Raw genomic sequence first — 16,984 nt, forward strand, 5'->3', positions numbered from 1 at the left:
CTTCGGTATTCTCTGACGATGTTCCTCGAACTGTAGAGGACGGGGTAGAAGGATTGCTGATAGCTGAGGCCTCATTTCCCATCAATACAAACCACGAAGCGGAACGACTCCCCACAGGGCGCTAAGGGATGGGCTCGAGGAGTCGCTTCACGTCTCTCACATACATCCGTTCAGCCATCCGCTCACAGTAGAGCCATCGGTCTCAAGTTGGCCGCCCCATATGACGATCCGCTACCGACCCTAAAACGTCTAACGTTCGAGGATAGAGGCGTTCTTTCTCGTCCATCCAGACAAGGGAAGATCACGAGGACCGCGCCACCATCCACCAGACTGCCAAGACTGGCCCTCGGCAGAATCGATGACCGTAACGATGGAATCCGCGATTTCTTGGTCCGGGATTGTTCCAAAAACCGCTTGTCGCGTTTCAGGTTCGCCCTCCAGCTTGGACAGTGCCGGTATTACCCGGTGCTGGTGGTACATGGCGCAACTCGGGTAGAAAGCAGCCCCGATTGATCCGTCATTGGCTGCCAGTGACAGGCAACACCAGATGAAGTCGAACTGACATAGGGAGTCGAGAAAAACATCCGGAGAGTCAGTGCCCGACGGTAGCTCAATGTCTGGACGTAGCTCTGGGGTCTCGAGGAGGAGTGCGGCGGTGAAGGCGATGAGGTTCCCTCCCTTGCCGGACGCATCGGCCCTAACGAACATGTTTGCTCGGGAAGCTTCGACCAGACCGTGGCGAATCCACGATCGGTATGAGTATGTTTCGTCGCCGATGCGTCGAAGGACGATCGTTGGGATGGCCTCATACATGCCGGCTCGGATGGCGGCGGACCCTACTGCCATCACGCGCAAAATGATCTCTAACCACTTCGCTGGTGCTCCGGGCCCACCAGTTGTTCTGTCCGGTGTAATCAAGTGTGTCTGGTACAGCTCGAAGAGCGTGTTCATCACGTGCTCCACGACAGCAGGTTCGGAGATCAGCACTGCCTCGGTGGCGACCGCGGCGATCCGGTTGAGGGTAGCGGACTGCTCCTCGGCTGTAGAGCTGTTCTGGTAGGCATTTTTCGCGGTGAGGAGGAACCGCTTGAAGAGCCGCTCGTTCCCCTCGTTGAGGGTCGAGCGTACAGCGTCGATGAAGGTGGCAGGATCCATGGCCAGGTCGGGGATGATCACGGATTGTCCCGGTCGATCGCCCATCGTCTGGACCACACGACGGATCAACGCGTCGGTGTCGCTACGGGCTTCGGTTCGAACTTGGGTACGGAAGTTCTGCAGTACCTGGCTCCACGTTCGATGACTCACGACAGCGTTGGTGGTGCCCTCACGGGTGAAGACTGTGCCCTGATGGAACTTGGTCTCAGGGCGCCCAGGAGGTTTGTGCGGGATGATGCCCGGCTTGGACATGGCGGCGGGAAGACCATCAGCAGGGGGTGCGACATAGATGACGGCCATTGTCGCGGGCTTGCCTTCAATCATGAGCTGGTGCACTTGTGCCCTGATGTCCACCGGCGCATCGACGTAGCCTTTGACGATCTGAGTCAGCGCAGCAGACTCGAACATCTCCTTCGTGGGTACGGCAACGGCTCCCGCCGGGGTGCCATCATCATTTGCCCCTATGACCAGGTACCCGCCTCTAGGAAGGTTCATCATGGACGCGCAGTCCTTGACGAAGTCGAGCTTCTTCCCGAGGTCTTTTAGATCCAGTTCCCTTTTGAAATCTAGATCAGGCCGTTCCGCCCCGAGAGCCAACAGTTCGACGAGCTTTTCCTCCCCAACCTGACCGTCATAAGCAAAGGGAGGTATCGACCCGGGAATTTCGCTGGGGCTATCACTCATTTATTGATTCTACTCACTATCTCGAGATGGGAATTGGACAACGAAAATGAACTGAGTCGCCCAGGGCAGAACGTTGGCCCCTTGAAGCAGGGTGGGGCGCGTACGCTGCAGAATGGTTCACTGCACCTATTTACGTCGAGCGGTGATTGCTCCGTGGGGCCGCTGAGTTAAAGTTGTTCTGGTATGAGTTTCGACTACCTCGAAGCCGGCGGCAGCAAGCTTCTCGCTAAGAACACTCACTGGCCATCGATACGCCGGAGTCACTCCATGGGCGAACTGGTTGACCAGGGGGCCTTCGAAAAAGCCGATGAGCAGCGCACCATCTGGTTTCAGAGCCCGGCCGAACTCTTGAAGGGGAATCCCGATCGTGCTGGGCTCATGGTGAATGAGCGAGTACCACGAGAAGATTCCGTCTACCGTGCCGGTTTCAACATTGAGGGTGTTGAGACTGCTGACTTCGAATGGGACACCTGGATAAGTGGTGCGTGCGTGCTCGATGAACTCGGGGACTAAATCCACGCCGCAAGCAGCGAGCCGATGCTCGGTTAAGAAGTTCGTCCACTGGCCAGGACCACAGCCTGCATCGATGACGCAACCATTGATGCCCTCAGCCCAAGTGGCTACGAGCTGACGATCGGACGGATGTACAGCATCCATCGACCCGAAGAGCCCGGCGTACTCCGCTGCACGACGCGCGTACGCCTCGCTCACCTCGTTAGTCATGCGATCGAGTCTAAGCACCTTCAAATCTGCGCCCGCAAGCCAGTCCCTGACCGGGACGGGTGGATGACGAGATTCCTGTCACTGACGCCGAGGGCAGTGGATGCGGCCACGATCGCGTGGTGACGGATGACCACATGATTCATCGTCCTTCCATGGCGAGGCAATCGAGATGGCGGGAGAGCTCTCTTGCCGCCCAGTTCGTGTCCTCGTTTTTGGGCTGTCGAATGAGGTGGAGTGCGAGCCCGTCGATGACGGCGTGGGTGCGCGCTGTCTCGACGGCTGGGTCAAGTCCGCCGTACTTCGAATCCACCGTGAGTAGTTCGAGGAATTTGAAGCATCCTGCCCGCAGGTCCTGGTGCGCTCGATCGTAGGCGGGCTGGAGTACGGGATCTGTCAGGGCGAGAACCCCTACGGAGAGAAAGACTTCCATCTCCACGCGACGCTCGGCATCCAGCGGTAGAAGTTGGGAGAAGTAATTCTCCACCGTCTCCCGCGGCGACACCGAAGGCTCAATCGCGACAATCCGGTCCAGGACGCGCTGACGGACCAGGTCCAGCACGTAGACGCGCAGGACCTCCTGCGTCGGGAACACATACCGCAAAGATCCAGCGGCAATTCCAGCTTCCAGAGCGACGTTGCGGACGGAGAGACTCGTGATCCCATCGCGTACGACGACCCGCCAGGCGGCTTCACCAATAAGCCTTTCCCGGGCCGACTTGTCGATCAACTTAGGCATAACCATGATTCTGACACGACCGTGTGATAACTTCGTGGCACAGTCGTGCTAACAAGGGGCATTCATGATTCTGGGAATCATCATCGCGTGCGAAGTAGGGTTCTGGGCCGCCATCCTTTCCGGGCTCGCAGCTCGATACATCCTCGGCGCCAAGCGGCTCGGCACTGCCCTGCTCCTCTGTGCTCCGCTGATCGATGTGGTGTTGCTCATTGCAGTTACCGTGCACCTATCCAGCGGTGCTGCAGCTTCCTGGCACCATGGTCTGGCCGCCCTCTACATCGGGTTCTCCATCACCTACGGCCATCGGATGATTGCTTGGGCCGACACACGGTTCGCCCATCGATATGCCGACGGACCGGCACCATCGAAGCTCGCCGGTGCGCGATACGCCCAACGGTGCTGGGGCGACTTCCTGCGAACCCTCGGCGCTGCAGTGATCGCCGGAGGAATACTCGCAGCCATCACCTGGTGGATCGACGACCCTGTCCGCACCGAAGCGCTCACAAGATGGAATGGCATCCTCGGAATCGTCGTCGCCGCCGAATTCATCTGGGCACTGAGCTACACCATCTGGCCGCGCAAACTCTCTACATCGACCGTCCAGAACCTTTCCACTCCCTGATCATCGATCGCTGGCTGACAGCAAGCAATCAATCTGGACACGGCTGTTGCTGGTGAGGTAGTTATGGCCAGAACTGCGTCCCGCTACCCGGTCCCCACCGGCACACCTACACCCGACATCGAGCTGACCGCTTCGTCCTACTCGCGACAGACGGCCCCATTCCCGTAAGACCTGTCCGACTTAACGCCCGGTGAACGCACCGTATGCGGGACACCGATGTGAATCGCAGCGGTGAATGGCGTGGTTCTCGCAGCGTTGGATGGCCGACCAACGTCCGTACCAGGATCGATCGGCTTACGACAACCTTCGACGATGATCGATCGGTGCGTGCGCTGCGGCTGCCCTGACTTCGGACTTGTAGGAGACTCGGGTCGAGTCAGCTGCGGTTGAGCATGCGGCTGTGTCGGTGTTCGATGATTGGGGGATCGAAATGTGCGTCCTCCAGGGTGCCCCCGTCGTCGAGCCAGCCGTGCTTGTTGTAGAAGCTGATGGCTCGCTCGTTGCCTTTCGCCACCCAGAGGAAGGCCCGTGCGTAGCCAAGCGCGGTCAGTCTTTGCTCGGATGCGATAAAGAGCGTCGACCCGAGTCCTTGCGCCCACCAGTCTGGGTGCAGGTTGAGGGCGTACAGCTGTCCGGTGTCGGGGGCGCAGTCATTTGGTGCTGGGCCGAAGATGGCGAAGCCGACGGGGAGATCGTCATGGGTGACGATCAGGTGTTCTGTGCCCTTGGCTGGGTCGGTGATGTTCCGTTGCCAATGAGCCGTTGCACGCTCGATGCTCATGCCGTCGAGACGCTCGTCGGTCATGATGCCTCGATACGTCGCTTGCCACGCTGCTATGTGAATCTCCGCTAAGCGCCCGGCATCGTGGTCAACAGCTGGGCGAACCGAGGTTTGAACAGGATCCATGGTCTACGTGTCGATCCAGTAGCGCAGTTTCGGTGTCTCAGCAGTATCAGCCGTCAAGGGAGCCTCGAGGACACCTCCGCACCTTTCGATAGTAGTTCTGGACCCCAGGTTGTCCGCGTCGCAGGTCACCAGGACGTGATCGATCCCGAGCCGTTTCGCTTCAGTGAGGGCGTGCTTCAACATCTGCTGGGCATAACCACGGCGCCTGAACTGCGGGCGAACCGCGTACCCGATGTGCCCACCGACAGTGCGCAAGAACGGGTTCAGACTGTGGCGGATTGAGATCCGGCCGACGAGGTCTCCGTCGACTTCCGCGATGAGGAAAGTAGCCGGGACGTGCTCCTCGGGAAGGTTCTGGCCTTGTCGTGTGTCTTCGACCTTCTCGAGATACTCCGCCCAGTCGAGACCGTCGTCGTAGCTGAAGAGGAAATCGAACTGCTCAGCGGCCAGTTCCCTGTGGGCGAGTAGGGCTTGGTCCTCATCGGACGTGGAAAGGAGACGTAGTTCCATGGGTTCAGATGGTACGGGCAGTCGTTGGACCTGCCCGAGAGGCGAAGTCGATGAGCGGCAGAGGATCCCTCAGAGGGATGGAGTTTTTGCGGGTAACCCGGAGTCGGTGTCCCCTGAACTGGCCGGTAGCCAAGCCAACTACTTACTAGTGATTGCTGATTCGAGATCGACGTCGTGGTGCCGAACCAGCAGTAGTACCTGCCCAAGGACATCTGCCAGTTCGGCTGCAAAGTTGTTGTTGATCTCAGCCGGGGAGAGCTCTTTGTCTCGCGCCTGGCCAACTTTCATCAGGTAAGCCTGAGTGAGCTCACCAACCTCCTCATGCAGCTTCAGCATGAATCAGGAGTCATCTCGTTGGATGCCGTTGCGCTGGGGTTGGGCCCGAGACACTTCTTCCACTTGGTGCGAACAGTGCTCTAGTTCCATTTGCACACCCTATGTTGCGCCAGCCCGTCGCACGGGTGAGCATAGGTATCCGTCGAGCAGGTATGCGCAGGTCGATCTCTCTACCGGACACGATTTGCTGTAAGAGTGCGCGCTGATTCAAATCAGCACGGCAGAGAGCCCCCGTACCCGCGTTAGTGTCTGGTCATGCCTCTCATAAATTCTTCGATTCGAACGATCGATAATTCGGTGTCGCATACCTGGCACATGGCCGTGCCGGCAGATCGCTTGTGGTGGGCTCTCACCGACCCGGTGGCATTGCCGCAGTGGTTGGGGAAGCTAGCTGCTGGAAGGTTCGTTGCAGGAGACGTCGTAAAAATTCAACACGCGGCAGACTCCTTCTGCACCAGCCGGATCATGGAATGTGAACCGGAGCGTCGGCTCCAGATGACGTGGGAGTTTCCAGATGAACCTCTATCGACAGTCCTCATAAGGCTCGCTCCTGAAGCGGGTGGGACCCGTATGGACGTGATGCACGAGGGGCTAGGAGACGAGACCCGCAACTACCTTCCTGGATGGCACACGCACCTGCTCTACCTTGAAGCGCTGCTTCTGGGTCAGCCTCGATCCATGAATGACTTCTGGCCAACCTATGAAGAACTTTCCAAGTCTGAGACCGACTTTCGTTGAGTACTGCGACAGTGCCTGTCAAAGTAGCCAAACCACCTCGTGAGCATAGACATGATGACCGCAAGTCGATAGCTGTGCGAGCGGTGTTGCTTAGCTATGGTTGCGTGCGGGATTTTTGAAGGTACTGTTCTCGCACCTCGAACCAATCGTTCGGTCCAAGCCCCCCGGGATAGGGCAGCGGTGTCATCGCCAGCCGCGATGGTGGAATGGCGCCCACCTGCCATTGGTCTTGGTAGACAATTTGACCAGGATCAGATGAAATTTCGCGCTCCCATATGACACTTTTGGCATCAAGAATATCTAGGAGCGGCTGAAGAGGGTCCGTCATGTCGTCAGCTTGCTCCCTGAACCAGGTGATAGCGCCGACGGAATTTCCATCCGCGTAGAACGGCGGGTTGGGCAGGTTCTCCTGGAACCATGCATCAGCAAGGGCGTAGCGGGTGATTTCTTCTTCATTGAGTCGTCCCGCGCGGCGTAGATGGTCCACCGCCACGAACACGCCTACGGCCGCCCCTGTTCGCCCCACACACTTTGCCTGGAATCGTTGGTAGCTCACCATATCGGCATGATTTCACTATCGAGCCTTCGCCACCTAACCCTTGAATCAATTACTGTCCCGCAGCAACAGGAGGCGCCCCATCACGTGCAGTTACGCATCGACATATGCCGAGAGGCGCGCCCGTAAGCATCGGTCGGTCGCCCCTGCAAACCCCTCTGGGATGTGTGCAGGCGATTACAAGAACCGACACGTTTACCCCGGAGATGGGAATGCATGCACAGGCTCCTCGTACGTGCATCAGTTGTTGCAGTAGATGTCGGGTTGGGGTACACCCTGCGCAGCGCCGCCCGCACGGAAGCCGATCCCGCTGTGGGGCGCGAAGCTGGTGGGCATTATTGGTGGCTGGTTGTGGGGGTGAAGTCTGAGTGGAGCGGTTTATCCATTACTCCGAGTTTGCGTAGTGCCCAGGGACCTACGATGGCTCCGGAGAGGATCACTCCTCCTGCGATGAAGCAGGTGAGCTGCCAGGATGCGGCATCGTAGAGCATTCCCGCGGACGAGGCCCCGATAGCTGCTCCGATGAGCGTGGCAGCTGTGTAGATCCCCATCGCTGCCCCGATCTGGTGCGGGTACTTCTCGGTGATCACGGCTTGTTCGATCGGCATCACCAACGCCCATGCCACCCCGCAGAGAATCCATAGAGCGGCGATGATCAGGGGCCCGGAAGCGTATGCCAGGGAGATGGCAAAGACGCCGCTCAGGATGGACCCGACGATCATCCCGGCGCGCCGACCGATGCGCAGGACGACCTTGTGCAGCACTGGTGGAAGGACTCCCATGGCGATCGCTCCTGGGAGGAAGATGTAGGCGATTCCGCTAACACCCAGCTCGAACGCGCGCTGAAGATGCAGGAGCAGCAAGATCCCGATCATGGTCTCGGCCAGCGCGGTCATCAGCGTCGCAATGAGCATCGGGCGCAGCGAACCGATCAGGACACGTGACCCCTGGGGCGTGGTGGATGCCTGTCTATCCGCTGACCGCAACGGTGCGGGTGCTGGGCTGAGGAAAAGAAGCACGGCGCCTATCGCGCATGCCGCCGCGCCGGCGAAGAAGGTCACCGGAAACGAATCGAACTGCCCCAGCAACATCAGGCCGGCAACAAAAGCGATCCATACCCCGGTTTCCTGGAAGGACATCAGCCGGGCGAACACACCGGAATCCTGTGGGAGATGCTCACCGACCATGGCTCGCAGCGAAACCCACAGGAGTGCTCCGCCGATACCACCGACAGTTGCTGCCGTGTACGCCAGAGGCAAGGAGCCGGCTACTGCGTATCCGCAGCAGGACAAGGCATACAGGAGGGCCCCGAGACCGGCAATGCGTTCGCGTTTCCGGGAATCTGCAAGGTGCCCGGCGATCGGGCGGGCTATGACGGAGACGATCATCTCCAGTGCAACGAGGAAGCCCACCTGTGCGGGACTGGCGCCGAGGGCTATTCCGGCCCAGAGCGGAATCAGGAAATCGAGCAACTCAGCTGGCCCGTTTGTGAGACCTGCTGCGACCAGTGCTGATCCGAGACGGGTGCGGCCCCGTGCAATGTCCCCCTGCATGCGCTCGATCCTAGCCGTACGAGACCAACCCTCCACAGCACTACTGCAGCGACCCCATAACTAGCCGTTCCAGGTGGCTGAAAGCTCGTCCGGAACCGATTGGGCCAGAACCCGGCGCGGAGGGTTTCGGTCAGGACACGTGGGTGTCGCGTTGGGATACACCGAGAGCAACATCGACGATACACGCGGAGCTTCTTGACCGCTTTCTCTGCACTAAGTCATTTCTTCTTGGGTGAGGGGTTAGCGGATGGATGGGCCGTTTTCGTAGACGAACTTTGCCTCGTACTGGGTGTCAGGCTTGGTCGCGGTAATGGTCACGGAGTGCTGCCCTGGTTGGAGCTCGTAGGAGGACTTGGCCGTGGTGGTGCCTGGCGAGGCCTGGCAGATCACCTCGAAGCCATCAGTCAGAGTCAGAGTGCCGGCGCTCAGGCACTTCAATTCGGCGCCGATGTGTGTGGCGTCCTCGGGCGGTTCGCCGAGCTCGATGGTCTGCGTGCCCGTGTAGGTGCCCGATACAGGTTCTGCAACCGCCGAAGGGACAGGGCCAGCGGGTGCGGGTTGGGGCTGCTTCTCCGTTTCGAGGTCTCCGGCGGTGCATCCGGTGATTAGGAGGCCGGCCAGTAACCCGGTGAGCACTAGGACTGGTGATCGTCGCATGATCGACATGGTTTAGATCTGCGCGTCCGTGGCTTCAGCTTCCCTTGATCGCTCGAGCGCCGGGGCCAACGTTCTGATGACGATAGCTGCGCCGACGAGGGTCGTGCCCATCGGTATCAGTGCCCATCGAACCAGTGTCAGAACAAGGTCCACGAGTCCGACCCCGATAGAGGCCGTCGGTCCCACTGATTCTGCAAGTGCACCCATCAGCTGCGGAAGGAGTACCAACATGAATCCGCCGGTCACAATGAGGATGATGCCCCACTGGACGCACTTTTTGGCTGTCGCTTCCATTGTTCCCCCAAACGAAACTGATGATCGTCTGCTGATCGTAGTAGTTAGGCGGGTGAATGGGACCGGGGCGGGCACACAATTTTGGTCACGAGTTTCCAACTGTCTCTGACACTCTCGGCATAGAGGCGGTCCGCCCAACAGGTGTTGCGTTTGGGTACACCCATACCTGACGTCAGACGATGTGGCGTAAACCGTCAGATTAGACTCCGATCTATCATTTGTGGACAGTAGTTGTCACAGGTCTTAGAGTCAAAGCTGACAGATGAGGGGTACTTGGGTGACCGGGCAGCGCGTTGGCTACATCAGGGTGAGCAGTCTTGACCAGACGACGCTCCGTCAACTCGATGGAGTCGCCCTTCACCGCAAGTACACCGATCACGCGTCAGGCAAGGATCAGAATCGGCCCGCGCTAGAGGACATGCTCGATTTCGTCCGTGACGGCGACACTGTGGTCGTTCACTCGATGGATCGGCTCGCCCGCAACCTCGAGGACCTACGCAGCATCGTCCGACGACTGACCACAAAAGGCGTCCGGATCGAGTTCGTGCACGAGAAGCTCACGTTCACAGGGGACGACAATGCGATGGCGACCCTGCTGCTGAACGTCATGGGCGCGTTCGCTGAGTTCGAACGCTCCCTGATCCGCGAACGCCAGCGAGAAGGAATAGCCCTCGCGAAAGTGCGTGGCACCTACAAGGGACGTTCCCGATCTCTGAGCCCGGAGCGGGCAATCGAACTGTGTGAGAAGGCCGCTGCCGGCGTACCTAAAGCGGTACTGGCCCGTGAGTACGGCATCAGCCGTGAAACCGTGTATGCATACCTCCGCGCCGGATCCGGTCAGAAGCCTGAGGCTGATCCTGACGGGGAGAGCACGTTGCGTACCCTCGTTGAGAGTCTGCCCGCCGATACCAGGGAAATCCTCACAGTCAGCCCCTACGACAGCTTGCTCTCGGCATCTGCTACGACCCCGAACCCTTCACCTAAATAAGCCTCACTTCCTAGCTTGAGGGCTACACCCTGTTCAACGGCGGCCGAAATGCATGCCGAAGCCGAGTCTCCAACGCGGCAGCGTCATGCTCAGTACGCGCAAGGAGCCATGAAACGTCGCAGCTCAGCAGCCAGTTCCGAATCGCTGTCGCCTGCTCAGTCGTCACTTTCTGCCGGGTCGGGTTGCCCGTGACATTCGGCGGGATCTGAAACAGCAGTGCACATACGTTCCGACGCAACGAAGATCCCGCAAGGTTCACGCCTCCGCCAAGGTGCGTCGAGAGCCGCGTCTGCAGACTTGTCGCCTTCCCGACATACTGCGGTGCCCCACCACGTGACCACAGGTAGACCCCAGGCTCATTAGGCAGATCCGCGCGGGTCAGACCACTTGCAGCACGTCTCGGCACCGCAAGGAGCTGACTCCAGTCCTTGTCCGCAGGCTCAGTGGAGTCGAGCGGTGTCGACGAAGTCGCTTTCTCCATCGCATCAAGGATGGCGTCCATCTCGAAGTCATCCTCGGCACCGTAAATGTTCAGATCGCTTTGGTCATAGGAGTTCGTCACGACGCAACAGTATCGCCATCAGAATTGCAGACAAGAGCAGGAGGACCAGGCTGACCGGTGCTCATACGCCGAGGCCGAACCGAGCCGCTCATGGCGCCGGCTAAGAAGATTTCTCACTCGGCCTTCGAGTGGCCTGGGACAAGTACCTGCGGACGCCGAGAAGAAGTCGGCATCTGCAGAAGAAGGCCGCGGATCGTGCTTGTCGTCGTCAGTCCTGGGTCCGCCGGGACTTGATGAGTTCGATCGCCCGTTCCCAGCTCGGCCGCGCTGGCTTGTGGTTGGCTCCGGGAGGCGCCAATGCGTACGCCTCGACGTGTTCAGGTTCGACTTTCAAGCGCCGAACGTAGTCGCGCGCCTTGCCTCCGAAGGCAACGACTGTCGCGTTCGGAAGCATCTCCAATTGGGCCCGGAGGTAGCGCTGAGCGCATCGGTGGTCTCTCTGGCTGCCGATCTCGTTATCGATTGAGCACAGGCGGCCCTCGGTGAGCCACACGTGGCGAAGCTGCTCATCGAAGGTGAGATCGGGGTACAGCTGATCCATGAACCAGCGGACATTGCGATGGAACAGATCCGTTCCCTCCGCGAAGGACTGATGCGCATGACGCATCCCATTTTCAAGCAACGTATCCGGACCGTCCTGAGGGTCGTAGATCTCCGACGGGTGAGGATGTCCGGGTTCCGCGAAGACCATCACGAGCTCCACGTCCTCAAGCGCACCCGTTGCGCCGAGGAAACCACGCGGGATGTGCCCCGATTCCGGTGCCCACCGTGCTTCCCGGCAGACCCCAAAATTACTGCAGGGCAGGTACGCCTGACGCAACAATGCTGATAGCTCGTCGTCCGGACGCATCTGAATCCCCCATATGTGAAGCCAGTCCGTGTTCACAGTAGTCGCAGCTTCCAGCGGCTCCGCAGTGGTTGTATGCGGGCGGGCGCGGTTCTTGCGGGACTCGTCCCTCGGCCGTGAAGCGCTGTGCGAACTATTCATTCATCGGTGCGACGCTCGTGTTAGGAGATCGCTCCTGTAAAAACGACCCTGTCATCAAAGTTGTTGCCGTAGATTTCCAACTGAACTTTTTGAGCGTCAATGGCTGAGAGACCGTACCCGAAAACGCCCGTTTTCGTTTCTCCGGGCAGGATCGAACCGAGGGTTGGGTTGGTAATACCTTCATCGGCCGCGGAGGGCGCAGGCGTCCCGGTCTCTCCTGCGGAAGCGGTCAGCGCTGAGACGCCGGCCGCGTCCACGACCTCCTCGCCTTCGTTCGTCACGGTAATCTGCACCGCGGCGATTTTGCCCTCCACAGCTCCAGCCGCGTAGGCCGAAGCAGGTTTCAGACCTGCGCTTTGTATCGTTACTGTCATACCGTCGGCGAAGGTCACGGTGTCCCCGAACGCTGCGACGTCGGGCAACGCGGGTTCAGAGGCAGAAGGCGCTGCGGATGATTGAACGCTCTCAGGTGCTGTGTCCCGTTCTATTTGTGGTTCAGTGCTGCTACTGCATCCGACCACCGTCACGACGAGGAGAGTGCCGACTAGCCAAAATTTCCTGTTCATACGTCTGAGCCCCAGTTTCGATGTACGGCCCCCGCCCTCGCGAAAGCTACCTCAGACACATTGGCATATCGATGGCGGAGCGCGGGATTGAAAGTGGTTTGCGACTGAGTGTCGAGTTCATTCACAGGTGGACGGCTTGGAGCTCTCACCCTTCGGGCTTCGCCCACCCCGTACGTGGATGCCGGGAGTGCTGCATGAATGGATCAGAAGCTTCCGCCCGGTTGCTCGGTTCGGGCGGAAGCTTCTGAATCATGCCTTGAGTGATGCGGGTCTAACGACGTCCATCCAGTCCAGGAACTCAGCGACCGTACCGATGCGGGCAATTCGTTCGTGGATGGCTCGTTGGTCGTGCCCGGGAATGAAGTCGCCTCGGGTTGTCCATCCTTCGCAGCCACACCGGCAAAGTGCTCCAGAGCCGCCATCCAGTTCTTCGTCGTTGAAGTAGCGGACAGGATTCCTGGCCACGCTGACTGGAGTTGGTTTGCCCACGTACTTGTCGAAGACCGGATGTCCATTGGACAGGATTTTCCCGTGAATGGTGTATCGGTGGTCCCTTGTGTCGTCAGGTTCGCGTTCGTTAGTGAGTTCGAGAGATTCGATCTCGACGGCCTGGATGACGGTCCTGCCGAAGGAGAAAAGCGCGAATCTCTCGTTCTGTGCACGCGCTCCGACGGCCCACTCCCCGTGGTTCGCTTCGTACATTTCGTCAGGCGTCATTCCAGCTTCATACCCTACAAAAGGTCGGCCGAGGCCATCCAGTTCAGGATCCACTGACTTCTTCGCAGTGACGGTGATGTGCAGCATGATGGCTCTCCTTGGATAGTTGGCCCTTCCGGAATAATCAACTATGCATCATAAATCAACCGGCTGTCAATAGTTGGGTATCCCGGGTCGTTCAACTATCGAAGCAGCCGTGCACAGACACCCAGGCATCAGCAGTTCCTGTCTACTCAGGCGCTACTGTAGCTGCGGGTGTATGAGCACCTCTCAGCAAGGGGGAGCAAATGCTGCACGAGATTCTGGAAGACACTGAGAAGGCCATCGCACACGTGCGCGATTACTACCGGGCCGACTTTCGTCAAGGACTCCCGCGCACCGGGGCGAGCTTCGACCAATGGGCGGGCGGAGGTGATCGCGCCGACGTCGCCAATCAACTGACTGGCGATGACTTCGTGGCGGTCTCCTTCCTCAGTGTGGAGGTGCCGCCGATGGCTGCCATCGGGCTGATGCGCGACGAGAAGAACAACGTCGACCGCCTTCTGTCGCTCATTCCGACGAATGTGAGGATGTCGGACCTCGACGAGAAAGGCTACGAGCGGCATCTTGGAATGGATAGCCCCGCGCAGGAGCTATGGGAGGTCATTACCCGCCGTAACGGTGCCAAGTGGGACATCGGGTCAACGACGGCAAGCAAGATCATGGCCCGCAAGCGCCCGCACCTCATACCAATAGTGGATAAGGTCATCCAGGACCTCATCGGGGCCGGCCACTACTGGCACGACTGGCACAAAGCTCTGACGGATGGGTTAGGGCTACCGGAACGGCTCGACAAGATCCGTTGGGACTCGGGCATCCTCGACCTCGGCTACGAGCCCTCGCTCCTGAGGATCATGGACATCGTGCTGTGGCAGGAAGGCCTCGCGGAGAAAGCCCGACGGCGCGACATCGCAACCGCCGCGGCTTCCATGATTCTCCCCGCCTAACCCTGCACTCGTCCCTGGCCAAGAGGTTCGAGCCCCATCGTCGTCTTCACCTCGAACCTCGCTTCACACTGCTAGCTCAACGAAAACCGACGGAAGAACTCAAGCGAGGAGCTCGGTGGCACGCTGCTTACGACCTTCTAGCGAGACCGGTACCGACACCCTGCAACTCAACTCCCTGACCTATACCCAGATGGTCTTGGCGGGCTTGAAAGCGCAGCTGTCAGCGACTGACGCGGATGACTCGTGCGGAGGTGCGCTCGTCGTGAACCTGAAGGCATCAGCTCGCGCAGGTATTGGTCAGCCGGCAGCTTGATACCTGTTGATTGGGTAGCTCCACATCTACGTCCAAGCGTCCTCGACCATCGAGGTTCCGGTAGCGAAGCCGTGCGACACGCCGTTTAGCTTCCCACTTAAGTGATTCAGAAATCATAAGTTGAAGCTATGGCACCTTCAGGACCTAAGAAGCGCGGACGCCCTAGCAAGGGCGACCGTCAGGTTGTGACGTTCCGCATCAACACGGTTGACGCTGAAAAGCTCTTCCGTATAGCGGAGAAGCTGGACATGTCCGTCAGTGACCTCGTAGCCGAAAACATCTACGGGTACCTCGAAGGAGCCGACGAAGCCAAACTCTCCAACCAGGAGGCCCTGTCCTTCGATAAAGCCAGTTAAAGCGAGAGGGTCCGCCTAGGCGGACCCTCGTCATATTCAATTCTCGAAGCGTTTCACCCCATCGCTGCCAGGCACCGGGTGAACCGCTCAACCAACTACGTCCTTCTCAGGCCGTACCTGTATATGAGAAAGAGTGTACCTGAGTGCTTGAAGCACCTCCACATCTTCCTGCGCCGACGCGCCGTGGTGATTCTCGTGTCGCTGCGTGGGTTCTCGCACCGCTCATTGCGGGCCAGCAGTTCTACCGTCTCGGGCGGTGGAAGGACGGCCGGTTCCAGTACCCGCGGCCCACCACTCCCCTGCCGATTACCAGGACGCCTCCTGCGCGTCCGGCGGCGGTCATGCTGCACGACGTCGACGGCTCTGTCCGCACACTATGCCTCGACCTCGACACCTCGAAGGCCCGGAAATCGGTCGTTGATGACGACGCCCGCCGCCTCGGAGGGATCCTGCGCACAGCAGGCCTCGCCTACGTTGAGGACGAGTCCCCAAGTGGCGGCCGCCACCTGTACGTGCCGCTGCAGGAACCAATCACCGCAGCCGAGGCCCGCCAGCTGGTCGAAGCCCTCGGACATCGCGCCGCCAGCCTCGACCCGAGTCCGCACCAGAACATCGTCCACGGCTGCATCCGCGTCCCAGGATCAGCACACAAGACCGGTGGCCACCAGAGGCTCGTCACGTCGGTCACGGACGCCTACGGCATTCTGACCCGCCGCAACCCCGTCAGCGCGGTAGAAGCTTTGCGCCGAGCGCTGGCACCGGAGCTGTACCGCATCGAGCAGCAACGCCGCGCACAGGAACGCGCGACAGCGGCGACAGCAGCCGTCCGCGCGATCGCGAAGGGCTCTGGGGCACCATCGGTGGGCAGTGAGCGCCCGCTGCGTTCGGTGGCCCGCACAGGGATCTACGACACCAGCCGTTATGCCAGCCACTCCGAAGCCCGCATGGCGGTCCTCAACCACTTCGCCTCCTGCCACTGGACCCTCGACCAGGTCCGCGCCGGCATGACCAACCAGTTCGCTGGCCTCGCCGCCCTCTACGGCAGCAAGACCGACCGGCTCCTGCCCTTCGAGTGGGCCAAAGCCCAAGCGTTCACCGCCGCCACAGCGCCAGCGAAAGACCCCTCCCAGCGAGCAGGGAAGAAGACTGCGCACAAATACGACACAAGCCGTACTTACCTCACGGGGGGCAGCCCCGAACCCTTCACAGAGCTAAGCCAGCACTCCATTCATCAGCTCGTGAACGACCTCGAGAATGTCCTCTACGCGACTCTCGATTACCGGCTCATGGAACGAGGCAGGGAAGGCATTCACCTGCGCTTCCTCATTCGTGCAGTCCTGGCTTATATGCGGACCATGGAAACGAACATCCTCGACGTCGGGTGCCGCACCTTCGCCCTCGCCCTCGGCAAGAGCCATGCCACCATCGCCCGCCTCCTACCCATCCTCGAACGAGTATCGGCAGGCATCCTCACCCGCATCGACCGAGCACGCGGCCGCAACGCTGATACCTACGCCGTCCAGCTCCCAGAACACTTCCAGCAGCTCGCGCGCGAGCTCACCTGGCGCAAAGGCAAGATCCACGCCATCCGCCCCGTGTTTCGGGTCCTCGGAGACGTCTCAGCCCTCGCCTACGAAGCCATCGAACGCGATCACCACTCCCCCAGCACTGCCGACCTCACCCGCACCACGGGCATCTCACGCCGTGCCCTCATCGACCACCTCGCCGGCATGGAAGCCCTGCAGATGATCCGCAGACACCACGGCCGCTGGGAACTCGTAGCCACCACCAACCTCGCCCAGCTTGCAGACCGCCTCGGTGCTACCGAGGACCGTGAAGCCCAGCTCACCCGCTACCGCAAAGAACGCGCCGCCTGGCACGCATGGCTGGACCGCCACCTCATCCCCCAGCTCAACGAGCACGAGCTGCACGACGCAGAAGTAGACGATCACTGGCTACCGCCCCTCGAGAACGAGGACGAGTACCAGCGATCCCTCTGGAACGCCTCGAGACAAGCGGCTTAGCATCGACCACAAC

General features: G+C 59.9%; 17 protein-coding genes and 1 pseudogene. 5 read left to right on the top strand and 13 right to left on the bottom strand.

Annotation, left to right across the window (positions count from 1 at the left end; translation table 11 throughout):
- Positions 1–249 precede the first annotated feature (249 nt).
- The 3 genes from FNH21_RS16280 to FNH21_RS16290 form a co-directional block, all read right to left on the bottom strand.
- Positions 250–1,839 carry an AlbA family DNA-binding domain-containing protein gene (locus FNH21_RS16280; RefSeq protein ID WP_152817102.1) on the bottom strand — a complete coding sequence of 530 codons (1,590 nt, stop codon included), beginning with the start codon at positions 1,837–1,839 and terminating at the stop codon, positions 250–252.
- A 126-nt stretch (positions 1,840–1,965) separates the two neighbouring features.
- A complete protein-coding gene (locus FNH21_RS16285; RefSeq protein ID WP_152817103.1) occupies positions 1,966–2,562 on the bottom strand; it encodes a class I SAM-dependent methyltransferase in 597 nt (198 codons plus the stop codon).
- A 139-nt stretch (positions 2,563–2,701) separates the two neighbouring features.
- The gene (locus tag FNH21_RS16290; protein WP_191932083.1) at positions 2,702–3,298 is read right to left on the bottom strand and encodes a TetR/AcrR family transcriptional regulator; all 597 of its coding nucleotides are present in this window, start codon (positions 3,296–3,298) and stop codon (positions 2,702–2,704) included.
- 64 nt (positions 3,299–3,362) lie between these two features.
- On the opposite strand from FNH21_RS16290, the gene FNH21_RS16295 reads away from it, so the two are divergent.
- Complete coding sequence (locus FNH21_RS16295) at positions 3,363–3,920, top strand: hypothetical protein (protein ID WP_152817105.1); 558 nt, start codon at positions 3,363–3,365, stop codon at positions 3,918–3,920.
- A gap of 376 nt (positions 3,921–4,296) precedes the next feature.
- Here FNH21_RS16295 and FNH21_RS16300 read toward each other — a convergent pair whose 3' ends face one another.
- The 3 genes from FNH21_RS16300 to FNH21_RS16310 all read right to left on the bottom strand — a co-directional run bounded on the left by FNH21_RS16300 (position 4,297) and on the right by FNH21_RS16310 (position 5,673).
- Entirely contained in the window at positions 4,297–4,725 is a 429-nt protein-coding gene (locus FNH21_RS16300) for a GNAT family N-acetyltransferase (RefSeq protein WP_241743321.1), read from the bottom strand.
- A 105-nt stretch (positions 4,726–4,830) separates the two neighbouring features.
- Positions 4,831–5,337 (bottom strand): GNAT family N-acetyltransferase, encoded by a 507-nt coding sequence (locus FNH21_RS16305; RefSeq protein ID WP_152817107.1) that lies wholly within the window; start codon positions 5,335–5,337, stop codon positions 4,831–4,833.
- A gap of 138 nt (positions 5,338–5,475) precedes the next feature.
- On the bottom strand, positions 5,476–5,673 hold the full coding sequence (locus FNH21_RS16310; protein WP_206687077.1) for a MazG nucleotide pyrophosphohydrolase domain-containing protein: 198 nt from the start codon (positions 5,671–5,673) through the stop codon (positions 5,476–5,478).
- 255 nt (positions 5,674–5,928) lie between these two features.
- On the opposite strand from FNH21_RS16310, the gene FNH21_RS16315 reads away from it, so the two are divergent.
- Positions 5,929–6,411, top strand: a complete 483-nt coding sequence (locus FNH21_RS16315; protein ID WP_152817108.1) for an SRPBCC domain-containing protein — start codon at positions 5,929–5,931, stop codon at positions 6,409–6,411.
- Between the two features lie 94 nt (positions 6,412–6,505).
- Here the strand turns inward: FNH21_RS16315 and FNH21_RS16320 are convergent, their stop codons facing one another.
- The 3 genes from FNH21_RS16320 to FNH21_RS16330 form a co-directional block, all read right to left on the bottom strand.
- Positions 6,506–6,904, bottom strand: a complete 399-nt coding sequence (locus tag FNH21_RS16320; protein WP_152817109.1) for a hypothetical protein — start codon at positions 6,902–6,904, stop codon at positions 6,506–6,508.
- 398 nt (positions 6,905–7,302) lie between these two features.
- A complete protein-coding gene (locus tag FNH21_RS16325) occupies positions 7,303–8,439 on the bottom strand; it encodes an MFS transporter (protein ID WP_241743322.1) in 1,137 nt (378 codons plus the stop codon).
- A 321-nt stretch (positions 8,440–8,760) separates the two neighbouring features.
- The gene (locus tag FNH21_RS16330; protein WP_152817111.1) at positions 8,761–9,186 is read right to left on the bottom strand and encodes a hypothetical protein; all 426 of its coding nucleotides are present in this window, start codon (positions 9,184–9,186) and stop codon (positions 8,761–8,763) included.
- A gap of 562 nt (positions 9,187–9,748) precedes the next feature.
- Between FNH21_RS16330 and FNH21_RS16335 the strand changes: the two are divergent.
- A pseudogene (locus FNH21_RS16335) lies at positions 9,749–10,297 on the top strand (recombinase family protein); the annotation flags it as partial.
- A 184-nt stretch (positions 10,298–10,481) separates the two neighbouring features.
- Here FNH21_RS16335 and FNH21_RS16340 read toward each other — a convergent pair.
- The 4 genes from FNH21_RS16340 to FNH21_RS16355 form a co-directional block, all read right to left on the bottom strand.
- Complete coding sequence (locus FNH21_RS16340) at positions 10,482–11,021, bottom strand: GIY-YIG nuclease family protein (RefSeq protein WP_152817113.1); 540 nt, start codon at positions 11,019–11,021, stop codon at positions 10,482–10,484.
- A 208-nt stretch (positions 11,022–11,229) separates the two neighbouring features.
- Positions 11,230–11,871: a hypothetical protein gene (locus FNH21_RS16345; protein ID WP_152817114.1), complete on the bottom strand. Its 642-nt coding sequence runs from the start codon at positions 11,869–11,871 to the stop codon at positions 11,230–11,232.
- 158 nt (positions 11,872–12,029) lie between these two features.
- Positions 12,030–12,401, bottom strand: coding sequence for a hypothetical protein (locus FNH21_RS16350; protein WP_152817115.1), 372 nt, complete (start codon positions 12,399–12,401; stop codon positions 12,030–12,032).
- Positions 12,402–12,824: 423 nt separating this feature from the next.
- Complete coding sequence (locus FNH21_RS16355; protein ID WP_152817116.1) at positions 12,825–13,379, bottom strand: hypothetical protein; 555 nt, start codon at positions 13,377–13,379, stop codon at positions 12,825–12,827.
- Positions 13,380–13,579: 200 nt separating this feature from the next.
- Between FNH21_RS16355 and FNH21_RS16360 the strand changes: the two genes are divergently transcribed.
- Complete coding sequence (locus tag FNH21_RS16360) at positions 13,580–14,278, top strand: DUF6308 family protein (protein WP_152817117.1); 699 nt, start codon at positions 13,580–13,582, stop codon at positions 14,276–14,278.
- 812 nt (positions 14,279–15,090) lie between these two features.
- Positions 15,091–16,971 carry a hypothetical protein gene (locus FNH21_RS16365; RefSeq protein ID WP_338403332.1) on the top strand — a complete coding sequence of 627 codons (1,881 nt, stop codon included), beginning with the start codon at positions 15,091–15,093 and terminating at the stop codon, positions 16,969–16,971.
- The last annotated feature ends 13 nt before the right edge of the window (positions 16,972–16,984 follow it).

The sequence above is a fragment of the Arthrobacter bussei genome, assembly GCF_009377195.2.
GTDB lineage: Bacteria > Actinomycetota > Actinomycetes > Actinomycetales > Micrococcaceae > Arthrobacter_D > Arthrobacter_D bussei.

What these genes read in the sequence shown, in the direction of transcription:
- FNH21_RS16280 (WP_152817102.1), bottom strand. Translation starts at nt 1,839, where the DNA reads ATGAGTGATAGCCCCAGCGAAATTCCCGGGTCGATACCTCCCTTTGCT.
- FNH21_RS16330 (WP_152817111.1), bottom strand. Translation starts at nt 9,186, where the DNA reads ATGTCGATCATGCGACGATCACCAGTCCTAGTGCTCACCGGGTTACTG.
- FNH21_RS16305 (WP_152817107.1), bottom strand. Translation starts at nt 5,337, where the DNA reads ATGGAACTACGTCTCCTTTCCACGTCCGATGAGGACCAAGCCCTACTC.
- FNH21_RS16290 (WP_191932083.1), bottom strand. Translation starts at nt 3,298, where the DNA reads ATGCCTAAGTTGATCGACAAGTCGGCCCGGGAAAGGCTTATTGGTGAA.
- FNH21_RS16285 (WP_152817103.1), bottom strand. Translation starts at nt 2,562, where the DNA reads ATGACTAACGAGGTGAGCGAGGCGTACGCGCGTCGTGCAGCGGAGTAC.
- FNH21_RS16310 (WP_206687077.1), bottom strand. Translation starts at nt 5,673, where the DNA reads ATGCTGAAGCTGCATGAGGAGGTTGGTGAGCTCACTCAGGCTTACCTG.
- FNH21_RS16345 (WP_152817114.1), bottom strand. Translation starts at nt 11,871, where the DNA reads ATGCGTCCGGACGACGAGCTATCAGCATTGTTGCGTCAGGCGTACCTG.
- FNH21_RS16295 (WP_152817105.1), top strand. Translation starts at nt 3,363, where the DNA reads ATGATTCTGGGAATCATCATCGCGTGCGAAGTAGGGTTCTGGGCCGCC.
- FNH21_RS16300 (WP_241743321.1), bottom strand. Translation starts at nt 4,725, where the DNA reads ATGACCGACGAGCGTCTCGACGGCATGAGCATCGAGCGTGCAACGGCT.
- FNH21_RS16355 (WP_152817116.1), bottom strand. Translation starts at nt 13,379, where the DNA reads ATGCTGCACATCACCGTCACTGCGAAGAAGTCAGTGGATCCTGAACTG.
- FNH21_RS16360 (WP_152817117.1), top strand. Translation starts at nt 13,580, where the DNA reads ATGCTGCACGAGATTCTGGAAGACACTGAGAAGGCCATCGCACACGTG.
- FNH21_RS16315 (WP_152817108.1), top strand. Translation starts at nt 5,929, where the DNA reads ATGCCTCTCATAAATTCTTCGATTCGAACGATCGATAATTCGGTGTCG.